We start from the raw sequence: 17,835 nt of genomic DNA on the forward strand, positions 1-17,835 counted from the left end.
TAAGTGTTTATGAATTCCAGATGGTCCAGGAACGTTCAGCCTGGAGCTCCAACATTTCTAATCCGTTTTTAGTTTTAGCACATCTATCTTTCGCCATGCGTAAAAATAATGTTTCGGCAGGATTATAAACTAAATCGTATGCCAGGTGTCGATCGGTGAGCGCCTCATATGGAATTGCCGGACAAGTATCCAGGCTCGGCGACATACCCAATGGGGTGGTGTTAATCAGCACCTGGTATTCCTGCAACAAGTCAGCGGTTACCTCTTCATAGGTGATACAGCCTTCTGCAGCTGATCTTACCACGGTCAGGTAAGGAATTCCAAGTTTATCGAGCACATATTTAACCGCTTTAGCCGCTCCACCATTGCCAAAAATCAAAGCCTGACGATGATATTGTGACAACAAGGGTTTCAAAGATTCTTCGAAACCGTAAGCATCAGTATTATATCCCTTTAAATAGGGTGTATTTTTATCGTGATTAATGGAAATGCAATTTACCGCACCAATATGGCGTGCAGCATCGTCCATTTCATTGAGAAATGGAATAACGGCTACTTTATAAGGGATCGTCACGTTTAAGCCTGTCAGCCCCTTATTAGTTAATAGCTGCGTAAGCATACTAATGTCGGTAAGGGGGAACAGTTCATACTGACAATCTGCAATACCCTCCTTATCAAATTTCTCAGTAAAAAACTTTTTAGAAAAAGAATGTGACAAAGGGTAGCCGATTAAACCAAATGTTTTAACCATAATGTTTCGGTAAACGTTTAAAACGCTTATTTAGATAAATTAAGGAAATGGTCAAACGTATCTCCCCTTAAGCCAAGGCGAATCGTTTCCAATGGAATAACTTCCGCAGGAGCAATATTTCCAAGATTTACATTGGTACCAATCAGTTTTATAAACCAAACTTGTTGTTCTTTCTGTGGGGCTTCCCAAATGATGGTTTCTTCAGGAATCTGTGTTAAGATCTCATCAACTAAACCTTCCCTAACTTCTCCTGATTCACGGTAAATACCAACGTTTCCACCTTCACGAGCTTCAGCAATCACCTTCCATGAACCAGCTTCAATTTCTGCATTCATTAGTTTAATCCACTTGTATGGGGCGAAGATTTTCTTTGCATCCTTTGAGCCTACTTCAGAAATTACAGTTACCTGTTTAGCCAGTTTTGCGATATATTCTAACTTCTCCTCGTGTTCAATAAAAATCGAGCCATCAGAAACTTCTGCATACTCCATTCCAAACTGATCTAATACGCGGCGATAATCATCAAACTGGTTTCTGATCACAAATGCCTCAAATAAGGTTCCGCCAAAATAAGTAGGAATTCCTGCACTTTTATAAATGGCTAATTTCTCTTTCAGGTTTGGGGTAACAAAAGAAGTAGCCCATCCTAATTTAACAATATCAGTGTGAACACCGGCAACATCAATAAAATCTTCTGTTTGTCTTAAGCTTAAACCTTTGTCCATAACCATTGTTATACCTTTGTTACGAGGTTTTACTGGACGTTCGGGTATATTATTTAAAGGGTAATTCATATATACTGCAAAGGTGAAAAAAAAATAGACTTTTTAAGAGATGATTTTCGAAAAGACGTTCTTTATTTGATATAACGGTTAATAACTTCTAATATCAATCCGTTTTCCTGTAGTTGAGGCAGGTATTCAAATAAAATGTAATGCTTTTCTGGCTCAATACTTAAAGCCGTCTCCAGGTATGCGAAACCTTCATCGTTTTCCTTCATTGCAAACAAATAGGCCACCATGCGGTAATATAGTTCTGCGGCATCCGGATTATTTTTTATTCCCTCCATGATAATTTCTGAAGCATCGATCAGCTTTCCCTGTTCGTAAAGGACAGTAGAATAGTCAAGCCAGGCTTCCACATCTGTAGGGTTATATAATAAAACCTGGTGATAGGCATCTACAGATTTGTCCATTTGCCCAAGTTTATAATAAGCATCAGCCATAGCGAACCAGAAATCCGGGTTAACACCATCCAGGTCTAATGCCTTTTTATAAAAATGTAATGATTCGAAATATCGTTCTTCAAAGTTCAGTGTTACACCGATACCAAACCAGGCATCAGCCAATTTCGGATCCATCTTTACTGATTTTTTATAATACGAACGGGCCTCATCCATCATTTCAAGCTTTTCATAACACTCGCCAATGGCACAATAGGTATCAGCATTAGGCTTTTCGTATTCGAAAGTATGTTTGTACACTTCAATCGCTTCTGCAAAGCGATCCAGCTGCACCAGGGCATTTCCTTTATTGTAGTAAGCAGAGGCGAAATTATCTTTAATTAAGATGGCATAATCATAGGCATCAATTGCTTTTTCGAACAAATCAAGCTTGTGATATGAATTCGCCAGGTTATACCAGGCCGCGTAACTATAAGGATCGTTATCAATATACTCCGTATAAAACTGGATGCTTTCCTCCTGCTTATCTAATATGTCATAACAAAAAGCAAGCTCATAGAGGCCGTCTTTGTTCTCCATATTGATTTCCAGGCTACGTTTAATATATATGATTGCGCTTTCGTAATCCAGCATATTCTGGTAGACATAAGCAATCTGCAACAAAACATCGTCAATCGTTTCTGCGAATTCCAATGCTTTTTTAAAGTTTTCCAACGCCAGTTCATGCTGATCCAGGCTGGAATAGATATTACCGCGTAGAATAAAGATCTCTGCTTCGGATGCTTCCAGCAACTCTGCTTTTTCAAGAGACTCAAAAGCCCGGTCCAACTGGTTGGTTACAAAATATAATTGTGCTTGTTTGACGAAAAATATCGCCGCATAAGGATGCTGGTTTAAGGCATATTCGATTACCTGCAATGCTTTAACCGGATCACTTTTCTCTATATAATAATCAATGATGTTTTCAAAAGCCTGGGCATCGAAAAAATACTGATCCTGATTACGTATCATTTCTTCGTAACGTTCTACCGATCGCTGTGCATCATCGTTAAAGTCGAAGTTAAATTCCTCTTCCATGTATTTGATTAATTAAAGAACATTTCCCTTGTTGTCTAAAAACACATTATAAGTTTACGCTAATTAAACGTAAAAGGCTAAAATATTTTCAATATTTAAATGCCTAACGCTACAATTAACCTATAAATTAGTAATTATTAGAATTTTAAAGATTTATTTACTCGCATTAAATGCCTTTGGGTTGTTCAGAATTATTTACAAAAATAAACAAAGTTATCTTTAAAACTGGTAATACAGGGGTCAAGAAACCGGCTTTGCCTTTTTTTTATACACCTCAAATGAGCATCTTTGTTTATATCCATTTGTTATAAAAACCATTCTCGCTATGCAAAAAGAAATCAGCACCGTACTACAAAACTTAGGCGTATTAGCAGAAAACCCGGCTTTCAGTACGGGAAGTCTGAACGGACCAATTTCAGGTGCCGCCACCATTACCAGTTATTCTCCGGTTGGTGGAGAACAAATTGCGCGCATACAGGTTGCCAGCGAACAAGACTATGAACATGTGATAAAAACCGCACAGGAAGCTTTTTTATACTGGCGCAATATTCCTGCACCAAAAAGAGGTGATGTGGTACGCCAGCTGGGCGATGCCTTACGTGCCAACAAAGAAGACCTGGGTACCCTGGTCTCTTATGAAATGGGAAAAAGTTTACAGGAGGGCTTAGGTGAAGTGCAGGAAATGATAGACATCTGCGATTTCGCGGTAGGTTTATCCCGACAGTTATATGGACTAACCATGCATTCTGAACGCCCGCAACACCGTATGTACGAGCAATGGCACCCAATGGGTATTGTAGGCATAATCTCTGCTTTCAATTTTCCGGTTGCGGTATGGAGCTGGAATGCAGCACTTGCCCTGGTTTGTGGAAATGTATGTGTATGGAAACCATCGTCTAAAACACCGGTGTGTGCCATTGCCTGTCAGCACATTCTTGCACAAGTGTTAAAAGCCAATAATATGCCCGAAGGAATTTCAAGTGTGGTTATCGGTAACCCAATTGGCGACTTGTTAAATAACGACAGCAGAATTCCATTGGTTTCCTTTACAGGTTCTACCCCTGTTGGTAGAAAAGTAGCCACAGCCGTTGCTGGTCGTTTTGGCCGAAGCATCCTGGAACTAGGTGGCAACAATGCGATTATCATATCTAAAGATGCTGACCTTGACATGTCCTTAATTGGTGCTGTTTTTGGTGCCGTAGGTACTGCCGGACAACGTTGTACTTCTACACGAAGGCTGATCATTCAGGAGGATATTTACGAGACGTTTAAAGAAAAGTTAATTAAAGCTTATGGCCAACTTCGAATTGGCAATCCGTTGAATGAGAATAACCATGTAGGCCCACTTATTGACAAGGCAGCAGTAGACATGTACTTAAATGCTATTGAAAAAGGCAAAGCCGAAGGTGCCAATTTCATCGTTGAAGGTGGCGTGCTGGAAGGAGAACAATATGCCTCAGGCTGTTATGTCAAACCTTGTGTAGCTGAAGTAGAGAACAGTTACGACATCGTACAGGAAGAAACCTTTGCGCCAATTTTATACCTCATCAAATATAAAACGCTAGACGAAGCGATCCGTTTGCAAAACGGCGTACCGCAAGGTCTGTCATCAGCCATCATGACTTTAAACTTAAGGGAAGCGGAGCTGTTTTTAGCGGCAGGTGGTTCTGATTGTGGTATTGCCAATGTAAACATCGGCACTTCAGGTGCAGAAATCGGTGGCGCCTTTGGTGGCGAAAAAGAAACCGGCGGTGGCAGAGAAAGTGGTTCTGATGCCTGGAAAGGTTATATGCGCCGCCAAACCAATACCATTAACTATTCTGATACTCTACCCCTGGCACAGGGAATAAAATTCCATATTTAAGGCACGTTGCACACCACCGGTTTCCGGTGGTGTTGCTAACGCCAGACAAAGGAGATTAAGCCTTTACCAGTCATATAACCGTATTAATAGATCTACGGGTTGGAAGCCCAATACCCACTTTCCATCACACACTCATCCTTCTTTTCCATCCTTCAAAAAACGACAAGGACTTAACTGTCAGTAAAGCAACTGTTATGTCTGGACCATGCGTTTTCCTGACTGCCGTTTACAGGGCACCATATTTCAGACAGGACTTGTCAGGTTATGGGGCCATAAATGGGTGATATGCCGCCGTTAGAAGGGTGTTAGCAGGGCTGTAGCCGTTCAAAGGCCCTTGAAAGGCCCTTCTAACCCCCTTCTAAGGCCCTTCTAAATAAAAATTTAAGTTAAAAAAACCGACGCCTGCATTAATAATATTTTCCCTGGCGAAACGCCATTTTTTTTTACGATTTCTAGTTGAAAGACTTAAAAAAGCTTGTCAATTTGTGTATGTTTAAAGGTTTTAATCTGCTAATCCTCTATTGATTTTTAACCTTTTCATATGTTACGTGTAGATAGCGCCAAACCATGCCAAATTGTTTATTCTTTATGCAAACATGAATATATGGGGTATTTAATTGAGCCCCACATGGTTCAGTTAAATCCTCAAGGCGACTTTTCTCTAACTCACCAACGTTTGTTTAGCCATACAGCTGAAGAATTTTCAAGTTACCTGACAGACCTGGATCGTAAGCTGATTAAAACACTCGATGAAATTGAACAGGATTTTATTATCAAGAAGTACCATAAGAAACAAATCAGACCTACCGAGTTCTTCAGTAAATTTTTTGATGATAAATTCTACAATAAAGTACGGCCAAGAATAGAGAAAAGGTTGGCAGAAGTTTTATCTGTATTAACAATCACAGACGGTCTTTATTTAATGGGTAAAGATGGCTGGCCGGCAGAACGAAAAATTACAATTGCTGAAGATGCAGCAACAGTCCTCTTTCATTTCAGAAAAAATGCTTTTGAAACCCGTTATTTCCCTACAATAAAGTACCAGGGTACGCGCATAGATTTTATGTTTAAAGATGCCCAGGTTGTGAGCAACCAGCCTGCATGGCTACTGCTGGAGGATATGCTTTACTTCTTTGAGCAGGATATTGAGGGTAAAAAACTGCAGCCTTTTTTAAATAAACGCTATATCACTATCCCAAAAAGTAGTGAAGAAGCTTATTTCGAGAAATTTGTTGCGCCGCTGATTGAACGGTACCATGTTTATGCAGAAGGTTTTGATATTAAAACCGAACATTATGAACCCGTGCCATTGCTTAAAGTAATTTATGTAGAAGGCGGAGTCTCGCAACTGCAGCTGTTGTTTAAGTACGGTGAATATATTTTCCCGATGGATGCGGAACGTAAAGTAAGTGTACGGATTTCCAAACATGAGGATAGCTATATATTTACCCGCATTAAACGCAAGGCCGACTGGGAAAAAGCGAAATTTAACGAATTGATTAAAGCCGGGCTAAAAAAAACCAGTGCGCTTTTTTACAACCTGGAATTAAGTAAACCACATGCCGATGAAGATAAAGCCTATGGGGTAATTAACTGGGTAAATGAACACCTGGAAGATTTACAGGCCAAGGGTTATGAAATTGAACAGACCACTGGTCATAAGCGCTTTTTATTTGCCACGAATAAAATAGACTTCGAGATTAGCGAAAAAAATGATTGGTTCGACATTAACGCCATTGTGTATTTCGGTATTTTCCCTATCCCGTTTTTAGCGTTAAAACCATATATTTTACATAAAAAGAGGGAGTTCCCCTTACCGGATGGCAGCATTGCCATTATTCCGGAACAGTGGTTTACTAAATACGGAAGTTTGTTTAGTCTGGCAGACGGGTCTAAAAGCTTAAAGCTTAAAAAACACCACATCGGCCTGCTTAATGACCTCTCGGATGATAGCCTGGCCAATGTAACCCTGAATCGTAAATTGGAACGTTTGAACGACTTTGAAAACATTGATGACGTACAGATGCCTGTTAATTTTAAAGGTGAGTTGAGAGGTTACCAGAAAGCCGGTTATAACTGGTTTAGCTTCCTCCGGGCCTATAATTTTGGAGGTTGCCTGGCCGACGACATGGGTTTAGGTAAAACCATACAAACGCTTGCCTTGTTGCAAAAACTTAAGGAAGATAATGAGCAAGCCGACACACCTGGTACATCCCTCATCATTATGCCAACCTCCTTAATCTACAATTGGTTAAATGAAGCACGTAAGTTTACCCCCAAATTAAAAATCCTGGCGCATACCGGCACCAACCGGGATAAAGCAGTAGACAAATTCATCAAATACGACGTAGTGATTACCACCTATGGTATTACCCGTGTGGACGTGTCTTTACTAAAAGAGTTCTATTTCAATTACATCATTCTGGATGAAAGTCAGAATATCAAAAACCCTTCGTCCAAATCATTCAAAGCGGTAAGAGCACTGAAGGCTAAGCACCGCCTAATTTTGAGCGGTACCCCAGTGGAGAACTCTGTAGCCGATTTATGGACACAACTTACCTTTTTAAACCCTGGTTTATTGGGCACACAAGCGTTTTTTAACGACCAATATGTGCAGGCAATTGAGAAGAAAAAAGATGAAGAGAAGGCCCGTAAGTTACAGGCCATTATTAAACCTTTTGTGCTGAGGCGTACCAAGGAGCAGGTTGCCGAGGAGCTGCCTCCCAAAACGGAACAGGTTATATACTGTGATATGAGTGAAGACCAGGCAGCTTATTATGAAAAAACGAAATCGGCTTACCGGAATGACCTGCTTAGCAGTATGGATGATGGCACCTATGCAAAAAAGCAGGTGCAGCTGCTGCAAGGCCTTACGGCATTAAGACAATTGGCCAACCACCCTGCCATGATAGATAATAACTATACTTCAGACTCGGGGAAATTTGAAAACGTGATAAACACACTTGATAACGTTTTAAAAGGCGGTCACAAAGTGCTGATTTTTTCACAGTTTGTGAAACACCTTAGCATTTTTAAACAATACCTGGAGCAGGAAACCATTCCATATACCTATTTAGATGGTGCTACTAAAAACCGGGGGGAAATTGTTGCTGGCTTTCAAAATGATCCGGAATTAAAGGTATTTCTGATTTCCATTAAAGCTGGAGGTGTAGGTTTGAACCTAACAGAGGCTGATTATGTATTTATTTTAGATCCCTGGTGGAATCCGGCAGTTGAACAACAGGCTATAGACAGAACCCATCGGATTGGACAGAACAAAAAAGTTTTTATCTATAAGTTCATTGCTAAAGATACAGTAGAAGAGAAGATTCTGTCTTTACAAAACAGAAAAAAACGATTAGCCAGCTCATTGATTACTACAGAAGAAAGCTTTTTCAAATCTTTAAGTAAAGAGGATATTAGTGAACTCCTAAAATAGGTTAAACTTGTTTCAAATATTTAAGGTAATCAGCACGCGGAATTAGTTTTGCGCCTAAACTAAACAGGTGGTCGTTAGGCACCTGGCAATCGATGAGTTGAAACTCGGGTTTCCGGCATAACCAGATGAGTGCTGCTTTGGAGGCGTTGCTGACCAGGCTAAACATACTCTCGCCGCAAAATACATGGTTAATTTTCAATCCATATAATCCACCTACAAGCTCGTTTCCCTGCCAGACCTCTACACTATGTGCCACACCTGCTTCATGTAACCTGATGTAAGCCTTTTGCATATCATTGGTGATCCAGGTACCCCCTTGTCCCTTGCGGTACACCGATGCACAATGTTTGATCACCTCTGCAAAAGCAGTATTCATTTTGATGTTGAAGGTACCGTCTTTAAACACTTTTTTCATGCTTTTACTCACCTTTACTTCTTCTGGAAAGATGACACAACGTTCTGGTGGAGAAAACCAGCAAATAGGATCGCCTTCACTAAACCACGGAAAAATCCCATTTTCGTAGGCCATAATGAGCCTTTCTGGGCTCAAATCGCCACCTATAGCCAATAAGCCATCAGGGTCGGCAAGTGCCGGATCGGGAAATAGAAGCGCATCTTGAGGCAAACTGAAAACCATGTACAATATTACACAATATGCTTTGGCTAATTGATCAAACCTATTTTTTTTGAATGTGCTATAGCCTCCTCGCTGTGCTGGAAAAGGCAGGTGCGCACCCCTTTTCGTTCAACATCTTCAAGCAATTGCGCCGTTACGGCAGCTTTACCCGCCACCACATTACGAATATAAATGGCGGTAACGTTTTCAGGGTATTTATTTGCTATGGTGGTATAGATAGCAGGATCCTGTTGAGAGTTGTCGCCGAAGAAAATAAATCGCTGCTTCGGAAATGCATCAATGATCCGCATAACCCGGACTAACTTGCCGTCGTGACCAGTTTTGCCTGTTTTAAGCAGGTCTTTCCATTGTTTGAGCTGGTTAAGTAGAAAAGCACCTTCTGGTAGTTTATTGTGTGTAAAAGTTTCAATCAGGTAATCATATAAATTCCATTCACTGCTGGATACATAAAAGAAGGGATTTGGCTGATCTTTGGTGGTATGAGACTCTGCCAGCATGGAATAGTGCAGCTGGGTATCAAGAAAAGTTTTACGGGTATGAGGATTTTTGATAAATAATTCGCGAAGCCTGCGTAAAATTGTGGCTGAATGAGAAACCATTACGGTGTCATCAATATCAGACACAAAGGCAAATTGTGTAATATGAGGTACATATAACTTTCCATCGCATTCTGCAACCACCTCACCCGCATCACCTAAAGTTTCTACCTTAACGGTATGCCAGCCCGCGTCCACATTTTCTTTTGCTTCCCATTCAAATCTAAAAAAACCGTCGTATTCTGTTTTTCGCTCAACGATTTCTCCTTCAAAGTGTAGCCTAACCCTAGCAAATGGCAGCGGCTTAACCACAAAAAGCTTTAAGAGGTTAATTACATTAACAATAAGGTGGTTACTATAGACCTGGTTTACCTTTGCCCTGTACTTAAAAACGTGGCCATAAACCACCAAATTATGTGTATGCCCGTACCCATGATAAACTTTAACACTAACAGATTTATTCATTATATTTAAAACAGCGTATACCCCGCAGTTGTTTGTATTTTACAATTATAACGATAACCACATTTGGAACAAAAATTACTGTTCGTAGTGAATCCCAGTTCGGGAAACCACGATAACGACTACAATGCGCTTATCGCCGATTTTTTTTCTAGCAGAGACCTGCTATTTGATATCTTTAAGCTCCCTCCTAGCTGCCAAATAGATGACATCAAAGCAACCATTAAAAATTCAAACCCAACAAAAGTAATTGCCGTAGGCGGTGATGGTACCCTTCGACTGGTAGCAGAATGTCTGTTGAACACCAACACGCCCCTTGGGCTGGTACCTGCTGGTTCTGCAAATGGAATGGCGCGTGAATTAGGGATACCTACAAATCCTGAAGAAGCTTTCGAACTGATCCTGACTGGAACACCCAAAAGTATACATGTAGTGATTGTGAATGGTGAATTGTGTATACACCTTGCAGATATTGGTTACAATGCCTATGTGGTTAAACGCTTTGACGACCTACCTAAAAGGGGAATGTGGGCATACGCCAAGGCAGCATGGTATGCATTCAGAAGAAGGCATAAAATGGAGGTTTCCTTCAAAACAGACGACACGGAAATTAAATCGTTGGCCGCAATGGTTGTGATAGCTAATGCAACAATGTATGGAACAGGCATAAAAATTAACCCGGATGGGCTACTTGACGATGACTTTTTTGAGGTTATCCTGATAAAAGAATATTCGGTGATGGAAATCCTGAAAATCAACTTTACCTCTCTTCCCTTTAACCACGAAAAAATTGAAATATTTAAAACCCGCGAGCTAACCATTCAAACTAAACGCCAGGTGCATTTTCAGGTAGATGGAGAATATATGGGCAAAGTAAACCGCATTGCTGCCCAAATTATACCAGATGCAATAAAGGTTATTGTGTAAAATTGGTGGCACAGTGCTGTTTCAACAGTTCGTCGGCCAGGTTGTACCCCATGTATTTCACAAACTGGAAGTCTTCACAAGCCCCTTGTTTATCATTTTGCTTTAACTTCTTTTGGCCCATTTCTATTCGGTGTTTCATGTAAGCCTCATCATAACCACCCTCTTTTTTAAGGGCAATATACCGTTCCTCTTCAGCGGCATCGGCCTTCCCATTTTCTTTATTCCTATAATAGTTTAAAATAGCGTCCTCCAGCCCCTGTTGTGCCTGGTAGGTATCGATGGCCTGTCTAACAGAGGCCTTGGTTTTATTACGGCAATTAACCGCGTCTAATTTAAAATTTACAGGTACCACGGCAAGGGAAGTGGTGTCGTAGCCTGAAGGAATGATCCATTTACCTGTACTGCTTCGAATTAAACGCAAGGCCTCGTCATCCAGATCAGTACCCACGCCTGCTTGTATGGTCGAATAAGTGACTTCACCAGCCTGGTTCAATTTAAACGCAATCTTTACCTGGCCATCGATACAATTTTGAAGCGAATACGCCGGGTAGATTAGATTTGACAGGATATAAGCTTCCAGGCCTCCCTTTAGCTGAGGCTGTGCAAATACAGTAACATTTAAAAGCAGAAAAACAGCAATAAAGATCTTTCTCATGCCCTAATTTACTCATTTTTTAATCAAAGCTTGAGGGGAAAGTAAATTGTAATATGGAAGCAGGATCAGGACTGTTAGCCAGGTATTGTTCGCTTTCAGACAGACGGCATACACCAGGATAGTCGCCATATAACCCCTTCATATCGAAGATCAGTTGAAAATGCAGGTGTGGTGGCCAGTGGCCATTTTCCTCGGCTGCACCAAAACGGGCAAACAACGTTCCGGCAGCTATAGACTGGCCCATCTGTAAGCCACTCAGGGATTCAAGGTCCAAATGCCCGTATAAAGCGTGAACAATTAACCCATCAAAATTATATTTCAGGATTATAGTTGCGCCATAATCACCGTAATGATCGTTAAATTGAAAGCTGTGCACCGTAGCATCGTGAAAATTGTATACGGGTGTAGCAGCTTTCCCCCAGATATCTACACCCAAGTGTAAGCGCCGGGGCTCTTCAGCGGTATCAAAATGCACACTGCGCGCATAAATGGTACGGTGTTCATTATACCCACCAATGCCATACTTGCAATCATTTTCGCTAAGCTCCTGGTTAACCCATTTGGAGAAGCTTGTCGTATCCGCTAGAATGTTGGCCGTTAAGGAAGTGTTCTTACTGGTAAAATCAAACGGATACAGCTTGTCTGTAACAGTATTAAAATCAACGACCTTCGAAATACGATGGCCGTTTAATTTTAAATAGGTGTTGAATGCAGTACTCGGCGACATTGGTTAAGCCTCTTCGTCGTCTTTGGGATCTTCTTTTCTTTCCTTAGAAATCTTATCGAAAATTTTATCCATTTGTTCCACGTAGGTATTGGTATCATCGAGGAAGAAAGTTAACGACGGAATAATCCTGGCCTGGTGACGAATCCGTGCACCTAACTTGTACCTTATCTCGCCTGCATGTGAATTTATTTCAGCAATTGCCAAAGCGGTATTGCTGGTGTTGAATAAGCTTAAGTATACTTTTGCTACACCAAGATCAGATGATACCCTTACTTTGGTAATGGTTACCAGTGTATTCGGCAAATATGCGGCTCCCTCTTTTTGAAAAATTGCTGCGAGCTCTTCTTGCAGCACGCCCGCAAATTTCTGTTGTCTTTTACTTTCCATATTCTACTGATCTTATATTAATAGAGCAACTTATCATAAGGATACCGTTGTGTATGCAAAGCAACAACTTTATCATATAATAATTGCTTAAATTCTTCTAAATTTTCTTTCCGGGTTGCCGAGATAAACATGGTTGGATCATTATGTTGCGCCATCCAGCTTTTCTTAAATTCGCTTAATGTTAAAGGCTCCGGACTTGCATAGGCATCAATTTTATTGAACACCATAATAATTTCTTTCTCTCTGGCACCTAAATCTTTAAGGGTTTCGTTAACCACATTTATTTGATCCTCAAAATTTGGATGTGATACATCAACCACATGGATCAGAATATCTGCCTCGCGTACCTCATCAAGCGTAGATTTAAAACACTCTACCAGGTGATGCGGCAATTTGCGAATGAAACCAACGGTGTCTGATAACAAAAAGGGCAGGTTGTCTATCACTACTTTACGCACTGTGGTATCCAGTGTTGCAAATAATTTGTTCTCGGCAAATACTTCCGATTTGGAAAGCATGTTCATGATCGTTGACTTCCCCACGTTAGTATAACCAACCAATGCTACCCTAATTAATTGGGTACGGTTTTTACGCTGCGTTTCATTCTGTTTGTCAATGAGCTTTAACCTTTCTTTTAACAAGGATATTTTTTCTAAAATCATCCTTCTGTCACTCTCAATCTGGGTTTCACCCGGACCACGCATCCCGATACCACCTTTCTGGCGTTCCAAGTGGGTCCATAAACGTGTTAAACGCGGCAATAAGTATTGAAGTTGTGCCAGTTCTACCTGTGTTTTTGCCTGCGCAGTTTGAGCACGTCCGGCAAAAATATCCAGGATAAGGTTACTCCTGTCCAGCACTTTAACCTGTAGTTCTCTTTCTATATTTCTTAGTTGCGACGGCGAAAGTTCATCGTCAAATACCACCATGTCAATCTCTTCAGATTTCACATAGGCCTGTATCTCGAGAAGCTTTCCTGACCCAACAAAAGTGGAGCGTTCCGGACGCATCATTTTTTGTGTAAAAACGTGTTCTACTTTTCCACCGGCAGTATCTACCAAAAAAGCCAGCTCATCAAGATATTCTTTCGTCTCTGCTTCTGTTTCACCCTGTCTGATTACACCAACAAGTACAGCTCTTTCCTGCTTAACAGCAGTATCATAAATTTTCTGTTTTCCCATCGTATTTTACAAAGATACAAAAGTTATACCGAGATTAATTCGTTGACAAAGCGTCGCATAGCAAGCCCTGGATCAGTTGTTTTCATGAAATTCTCTCCTATCAAAAAGCCATGATAACCAACAGCTTTCAGTTGTTTAATCGTTTCAGTGTCACTAATTGCACTTTCAGAAATTTTCAGAAAGTCGGCAGGAATCTGGTCAACCAGGTCAAACGAGGTTTGTATGTTGACTGTAAAATCGCCCAGGTTACGGTTGTTCACGCCTATGGCATCTAAACCCTCGCAAACACTGCGCTGCAATTCTACCTCGTTATGCACTTCCAAAAGCACATTTAGACCCATACTTTTTGCCCTGGCCGTTAGGCTTATAATTTCTTTTGGGGTGAGGATCGCCGCAATAAGCAATACAATATCAGCACCCATGGCTTTGGCTTCGAATAACTGGTACTCGTCGATCACAAAATCCTTGCGCAGGATTGGGATAGTGTTTGCAGCACGGGCTTTGATGATGTCGTCACGGTGACCACCAAAAAACTCTGTATCCGTTAATACCGATAGTGCAGAAGCACCAGCATCAGCATAAGCTGTGGTCACCTCCTGCACAGTGGAGGTATTATTAATAATGCCCTTAGAGGGCGACTTCCTCTTAAACTCTGCAATGATACCACTGCGATTTTTATCTAATAAAAATGTTTTAAAAGAATAGGGAGTACGGTTAAAATTTGCGGCAGCCTCCAGCTCCCTGATGGAAACCTCCATTTTACTTAACGCTACTTCCTCCCGCTTACGAAGAACGATTTTATCTAGTATATTCATGATCTAACCAGTTTTTTATCATTTGTTTGCCAAAGGCCGTTAAAACACTTTCAGGATGGAATTGTACACCGCGTACGTCGAATTCGTGATGGCGTAGGGCCATAATCTGTCCGTCTTTATCTGTAGCCGTTACTTTTAAACAAGCAGGAAAGCCATTATTGTCCACCACCCAGGAATGGTAACGGCCAACATTGATTTCTGAAGGGCAATCTGTAAAGGTAAGTTCAGCTTTATCCAGTACATCAATAGCGGTTGCAATACCATGCATGGGGCGGCCAAGGTTTAGCAGTTTACCTCCAAAGGCCTCCGCAATAGCCTGTTGGCCCAAACAGACGCCAAAGATGCTTTTTGTGGGCGCATAAGTCCTAATCACATCCAGCAGTAAACCAGCTTCTTCAGGTATGCCAGGCCCGGGAGACAGCAAAATTTTATCATACTGCGCCACGTCTTCAAGCTCAAATTTGTCATTGCGCCATACTTCTACTTCGTAACCAATTTCGTTGATTAAATGAACCAGGTTATAGGTGAAGGAGTCATAATTATCGATGACTAAAACTTTCTTTTGCATATCTTTTATCATTTAAATGCCTTCGGCCATTTCCACGGCTTTGCGCAAGGCGGCTATTTTATTGTTCACTTCATTTAATTCGTTCACCGCAATAGAATCTGCAACAATTCCGGCGCCCGCACGGTAATGAAGTTCATTGTTTTTACTCATGAAGGTCCTGATCATAATGGCATGGTTAAATTCCTCATCAAAACCCATATAACCGATTGCCCCCGCGTAGTAATTACGCCCCTGGCCTTCGTATTCATCAATCAGTTGCATGGCCTTATACTTTGGGGCACCACTTAAGGTTCCAGCAGGGTAGGTATCTGCTACCACCTTTATCGCAGAGACCTCGGTCTGTAACTTGCCTGACACTTTTGATACCAGGTGGATCAGGTGTGAATAGTACTGCACTTCTTTAAAAGATTTAACCTCTACCTGGTTGCAATGCCTGCTCAGGTCGTTTCTAGCGAGGTCTACCAGCATTACGTGTTCCGCGCTTTCCTTTGGATCATCTTCAAGTTGTTTTGCCAACAGGGCGTCTTCTTCGTCATTACCAGTACGTCTGAATGTTCCGGCTATCGGGTAAATATTAGCTGTTTGGTTTTTGATGGTTATCTGTGCCTCTGGCGATGAACCAAACAATTTGAAATTCCCATAATCAAAGTAAAACAAATATGGAGAAGGATTGATGGATCTCAGACAACGGTAAACATTAAATTCATCACCCAAGAAACTTTGTTTAAACGCTCTTGATGGAACGATTTGAAAGACATCGCCACGAAGGATATGTTTCTTCAGTTTATCCACCACACCAATAAAGTCCTCATTACTCAGGTTAGAACTTTCCTCACCAACGGTCCTGAAACTATATTCAGGAAAATTCTTGTTTTGAATCAAGTATTCTATCTTTTCCAGGTCTGCATTTACTGAACCATCGAAATTATTATCAAATAACGTCACTTCATTTCTGAAATGGTCAATTGCAATGATATACCTGTATACATGATACTGCATGGAAGGGATGCGATCGCCATCTGGCACGCTGGATTGTAAGGTAATATCTTCAAAATGCTGTACCGTATCCCAGGTAAAATATCCGAATAAACCAGAGGAGATATACCGTTTGTCTAACGTACCACTACGTTCAAACCTGGCTTTAAAAGCATCAATTTCTTTTAACAGGTTAAATTCGGTTTTTACGTCCTGGCTCCCATCCGGATAATAGCTTGATAAAACACCATCATTTAAGGTAATGCCAGCCACCGGATCAGCACATACGTAACTTACAGAATTCTCCCTGCTATGGTAATCTGAACTTTCCAGTAGGATGCTGTTTGGATAAACGTCTCTCAATCGCAAATAGATACTTACTGGCGTAATGGTATCTGCCAATCTCTTTTTAAATGTGGTATGAATGGAAAATTTTTCTTTGATCATATAACTTATATTAACAGCACCGTATCTATTTCCTATTATTTCTTTAGGCTTATTAATATTATGCAATTTCCTTTAAAACAAAAAAACCCAACGTAATACGTCGGGTTTTTCAATGTGATTCTGGTTTAGGTTGATAAACTATAAAGTACACAAAGCTACGACGCAACTCCTTTTAGAGTTAGTATGCCATTGCCAAGTATGTTTTTTGTTAATCATGTAGAACAAATTTATAAATAAATCTTATAAACCGAAATTATATTAAGAAATACCCCAAAAAGTTCTGGTTGGATCTGCATTTACCATTGCATAAAGAGCACCAAAAATAATAATCAATGCTAACGTATAATAAATTGCAATCGTTCTGTGTTGAACTACAGGGTCAGAAAACTTTTTAGAGCGTGCATTTCCAACAGTTATTAAAATGACTGCAAAAATCATCATGCTGATATGTTCCATCTTCCAATAACGGCCCATAGGAACAGCGCTATCTACTTTGTACCATCCATTCATAAAATACAGAATCAAGCCCAATAGAGCCTGAATGTGTGCACTGATCAATGTAAATACATTTAACTTCCTGTTACCTTCAGTATAAGGCTTCTTGTTCAACCAACTTGAAATTGCTGTAGCAATAGCTGCAACCAGTAATACAATAACGATGTAACGCCAACCAGAGTGTGCACTCTTTAATATTTCACTTATGCCCATAATTTTTTCTTTCAAATTTATAAAATACTTCCATCAGTAGCGCATATAAAGCGCATAAAAGGTCACCTAGATTAATTAAAAGATAGTTAAATAGAATTGCCACAGGTTTACCAAAAATATGGCATCAGCTTGTGTTATAAGGCCCTCAATGAAAATGGATCAAGTCAAAAACTTGTGGAGCAAGGTGATTTTATGCATAAAGTTGGGTAAGGCGGTACAAGAAAAACTCGATGCTTCTTACTCCTCTAAACTGACTTCTGAAAGCTTTTATTTTTGCATTGAATGATTCAGCTGAGGCATTTGTGGATCGGCCGTCGAAGTAATTCAATATGGTTTGATAATGATATTGAATAGATCTTGATATGGTGTTAAACGACTTAAAGCCCGACTGTCTTACTGCCTCATGCCATTTGGCAAGTCTTGCCAAGCCAGGTCTATCCCCAGTTTGCCTGCTGCTGCCTTTATGGAGCCATTTGCTCCGACAGCAATACAGCCA

General features: G+C 40.6%; 17 protein-coding genes. 3 read left to right on the forward strand and 14 right to left on the reverse strand.

Features of this window, described 5'->3' with window-relative positions; all coding sequences use genetic code 11:
* Positions 1-7: 7 nt before the first annotated feature.
* From ACR2F3_RS04590 to ACR2F3_RS04600, 3 genes are all read right to left on the reverse strand, one after another.
* The gene (locus ACR2F3_RS04590; protein ID WP_432708800.1) at positions 8-751 is read right to left on the reverse strand and encodes a shikimate dehydrogenase family protein; all 744 of its coding nucleotides are present in this window, start codon (positions 749-751) and stop codon (positions 8-10) included.
* Between the two features lie 26 nt (positions 752-777).
* Positions 778-1,545: a phosphosulfolactate synthase gene (locus ACR2F3_RS04595; protein WP_432708801.1), complete on the reverse strand. Its 768-nt coding sequence runs from the start codon at positions 1,543-1,545 to the stop codon at positions 778-780.
* A 62-nt stretch (positions 1,546-1,607) separates the two neighbouring features.
* Positions 1,608-3,011: a tetratricopeptide repeat protein gene (locus tag ACR2F3_RS04600; RefSeq protein ID WP_432708802.1), complete on the reverse strand. Its 1,404-nt coding sequence runs from the start codon at positions 3,009-3,011 to the stop codon at positions 1,608-1,610.
* A 325-nt stretch (positions 3,012-3,336) separates the two neighbouring features.
* On the opposite strand from ACR2F3_RS04600, the gene amaB reads away from it, so the two are divergent.
* A complete protein-coding gene (gene amaB / locus ACR2F3_RS04605; protein WP_432708803.1) occupies positions 3,337-4,875 on the forward strand; it encodes an L-piperidine-6-carboxylate dehydrogenase in 1,539 nt (512 codons plus the stop codon).
* A gap of 541 nt (positions 4,876-5,416) precedes the next feature.
* Positions 5,417-8,314: a DEAD/DEAH box helicase gene (locus ACR2F3_RS04610; protein ID WP_432708804.1), complete on the forward strand. Its 2,898-nt coding sequence runs from the start codon at positions 5,417-5,419 to the stop codon at positions 8,312-8,314.
* A 1-nt stretch (position 8,315) separates the two neighbouring features.
* Here the strand turns inward: ACR2F3_RS04610 and aat are convergent, their stop codons facing one another.
* Positions 8,316-8,951, reverse strand: coding sequence for a leucyl/phenylalanyl-tRNA--protein transferase (aat, locus tag ACR2F3_RS04615; protein WP_432708805.1), 636 nt, complete (start codon positions 8,949-8,951; stop codon positions 8,316-8,318).
* A gap of 26 nt (positions 8,952-8,977) precedes the next feature.
* A complete protein-coding gene (locus tag ACR2F3_RS04620) occupies positions 8,978-9,952 on the reverse strand; it encodes an App1 family protein (RefSeq protein ID WP_432708806.1) in 975 nt (324 codons plus the stop codon).
* A 63-nt stretch (positions 9,953-10,015) separates the two neighbouring features.
* On the opposite strand from ACR2F3_RS04620, the gene ACR2F3_RS04625 reads away from it, so the two are divergent.
* Positions 10,016-10,876 (forward strand): diacylglycerol/lipid kinase family protein, encoded by an 861-nt coding sequence (locus ACR2F3_RS04625; protein ID WP_432708807.1) that lies wholly within the window; start codon positions 10,016-10,018, stop codon positions 10,874-10,876.
* On the opposite strand, the gene ACR2F3_RS04630 is transcribed toward ACR2F3_RS04625, so the two are convergent.
* The 9 genes from ACR2F3_RS04630 to ACR2F3_RS04670 form a co-directional block, all read right to left on the reverse strand.
* Positions 10,866-11,531 carry a TonB family protein gene (locus ACR2F3_RS04630; RefSeq protein ID WP_432708808.1) on the reverse strand — a complete coding sequence of 222 codons (666 nt, stop codon included), beginning with the start codon at positions 11,529-11,531 and terminating at the stop codon, positions 10,866-10,868. The two genes, ACR2F3_RS04625 and ACR2F3_RS04630, sit on opposite strands and share 11 nt — an antisense overlap.
* Before the next feature lie 19 nt (positions 11,532-11,550).
* Positions 11,551-12,258, reverse strand: coding sequence for a peptidoglycan DD-metalloendopeptidase family protein (locus ACR2F3_RS04635; protein WP_432708809.1), 708 nt, complete (start codon positions 12,256-12,258; stop codon positions 11,551-11,553).
* Between the two features lie 3 nt (positions 12,259-12,261).
* Positions 12,262-12,645, reverse strand: coding sequence for a 30S ribosome-binding factor RbfA (gene rbfA / locus ACR2F3_RS04640; protein ID WP_432708810.1), 384 nt, complete (start codon positions 12,643-12,645; stop codon positions 12,262-12,264).
* A gap of 17 nt (positions 12,646-12,662) precedes the next feature.
* On the reverse strand, positions 12,663-13,826 hold the full coding sequence (gene hflX / locus ACR2F3_RS04645) for a GTPase HflX (protein ID WP_432708811.1): 1,164 nt from the start codon (positions 13,824-13,826) through the stop codon (positions 12,663-12,665).
* 23 nt (positions 13,827-13,849) lie between these two features.
* Entirely contained in the window at positions 13,850-14,641 is a 792-nt protein-coding gene (trpC, locus tag ACR2F3_RS04650; RefSeq protein ID WP_432708812.1) for an indole-3-glycerol phosphate synthase TrpC, read from the reverse strand.
* A complete protein-coding gene (locus ACR2F3_RS04655; RefSeq protein ID WP_432708813.1) occupies positions 14,625-15,209 on the reverse strand; it encodes an anthranilate synthase component II in 585 nt (194 codons plus the stop codon). The genes trpC and ACR2F3_RS04655 overlap by 17 nt, the downstream gene beginning before the upstream one ends.
* Before the next feature lie 12 nt (positions 15,210-15,221).
* Positions 15,222-16,631 (reverse strand): anthranilate synthase component I family protein, encoded by a 1,410-nt coding sequence (locus ACR2F3_RS04660; protein WP_432708814.1) that lies wholly within the window; start codon positions 16,629-16,631, stop codon positions 15,222-15,224.
* Positions 16,632-16,889: 258 nt separating this feature from the next.
* A complete protein-coding gene (locus tag ACR2F3_RS04665; protein WP_432708815.1) occupies positions 16,890-17,354 on the reverse strand; it encodes a cytochrome B in 465 nt (154 codons plus the stop codon).
* A 175-nt stretch (positions 17,355-17,529) separates the two neighbouring features.
* Positions 17,530-17,835 (reverse strand): transposase (locus ACR2F3_RS04670; RefSeq protein ID WP_432708816.1); only part of this gene is annotated, 306 nt, incomplete at its 5' end.

This window comes from Pedobacter sp., assembly GCF_045627485.1.
GTDB lineage: Bacteria > Bacteroidota > Bacteroidia > Sphingobacteriales > Sphingobacteriaceae > Pedobacter.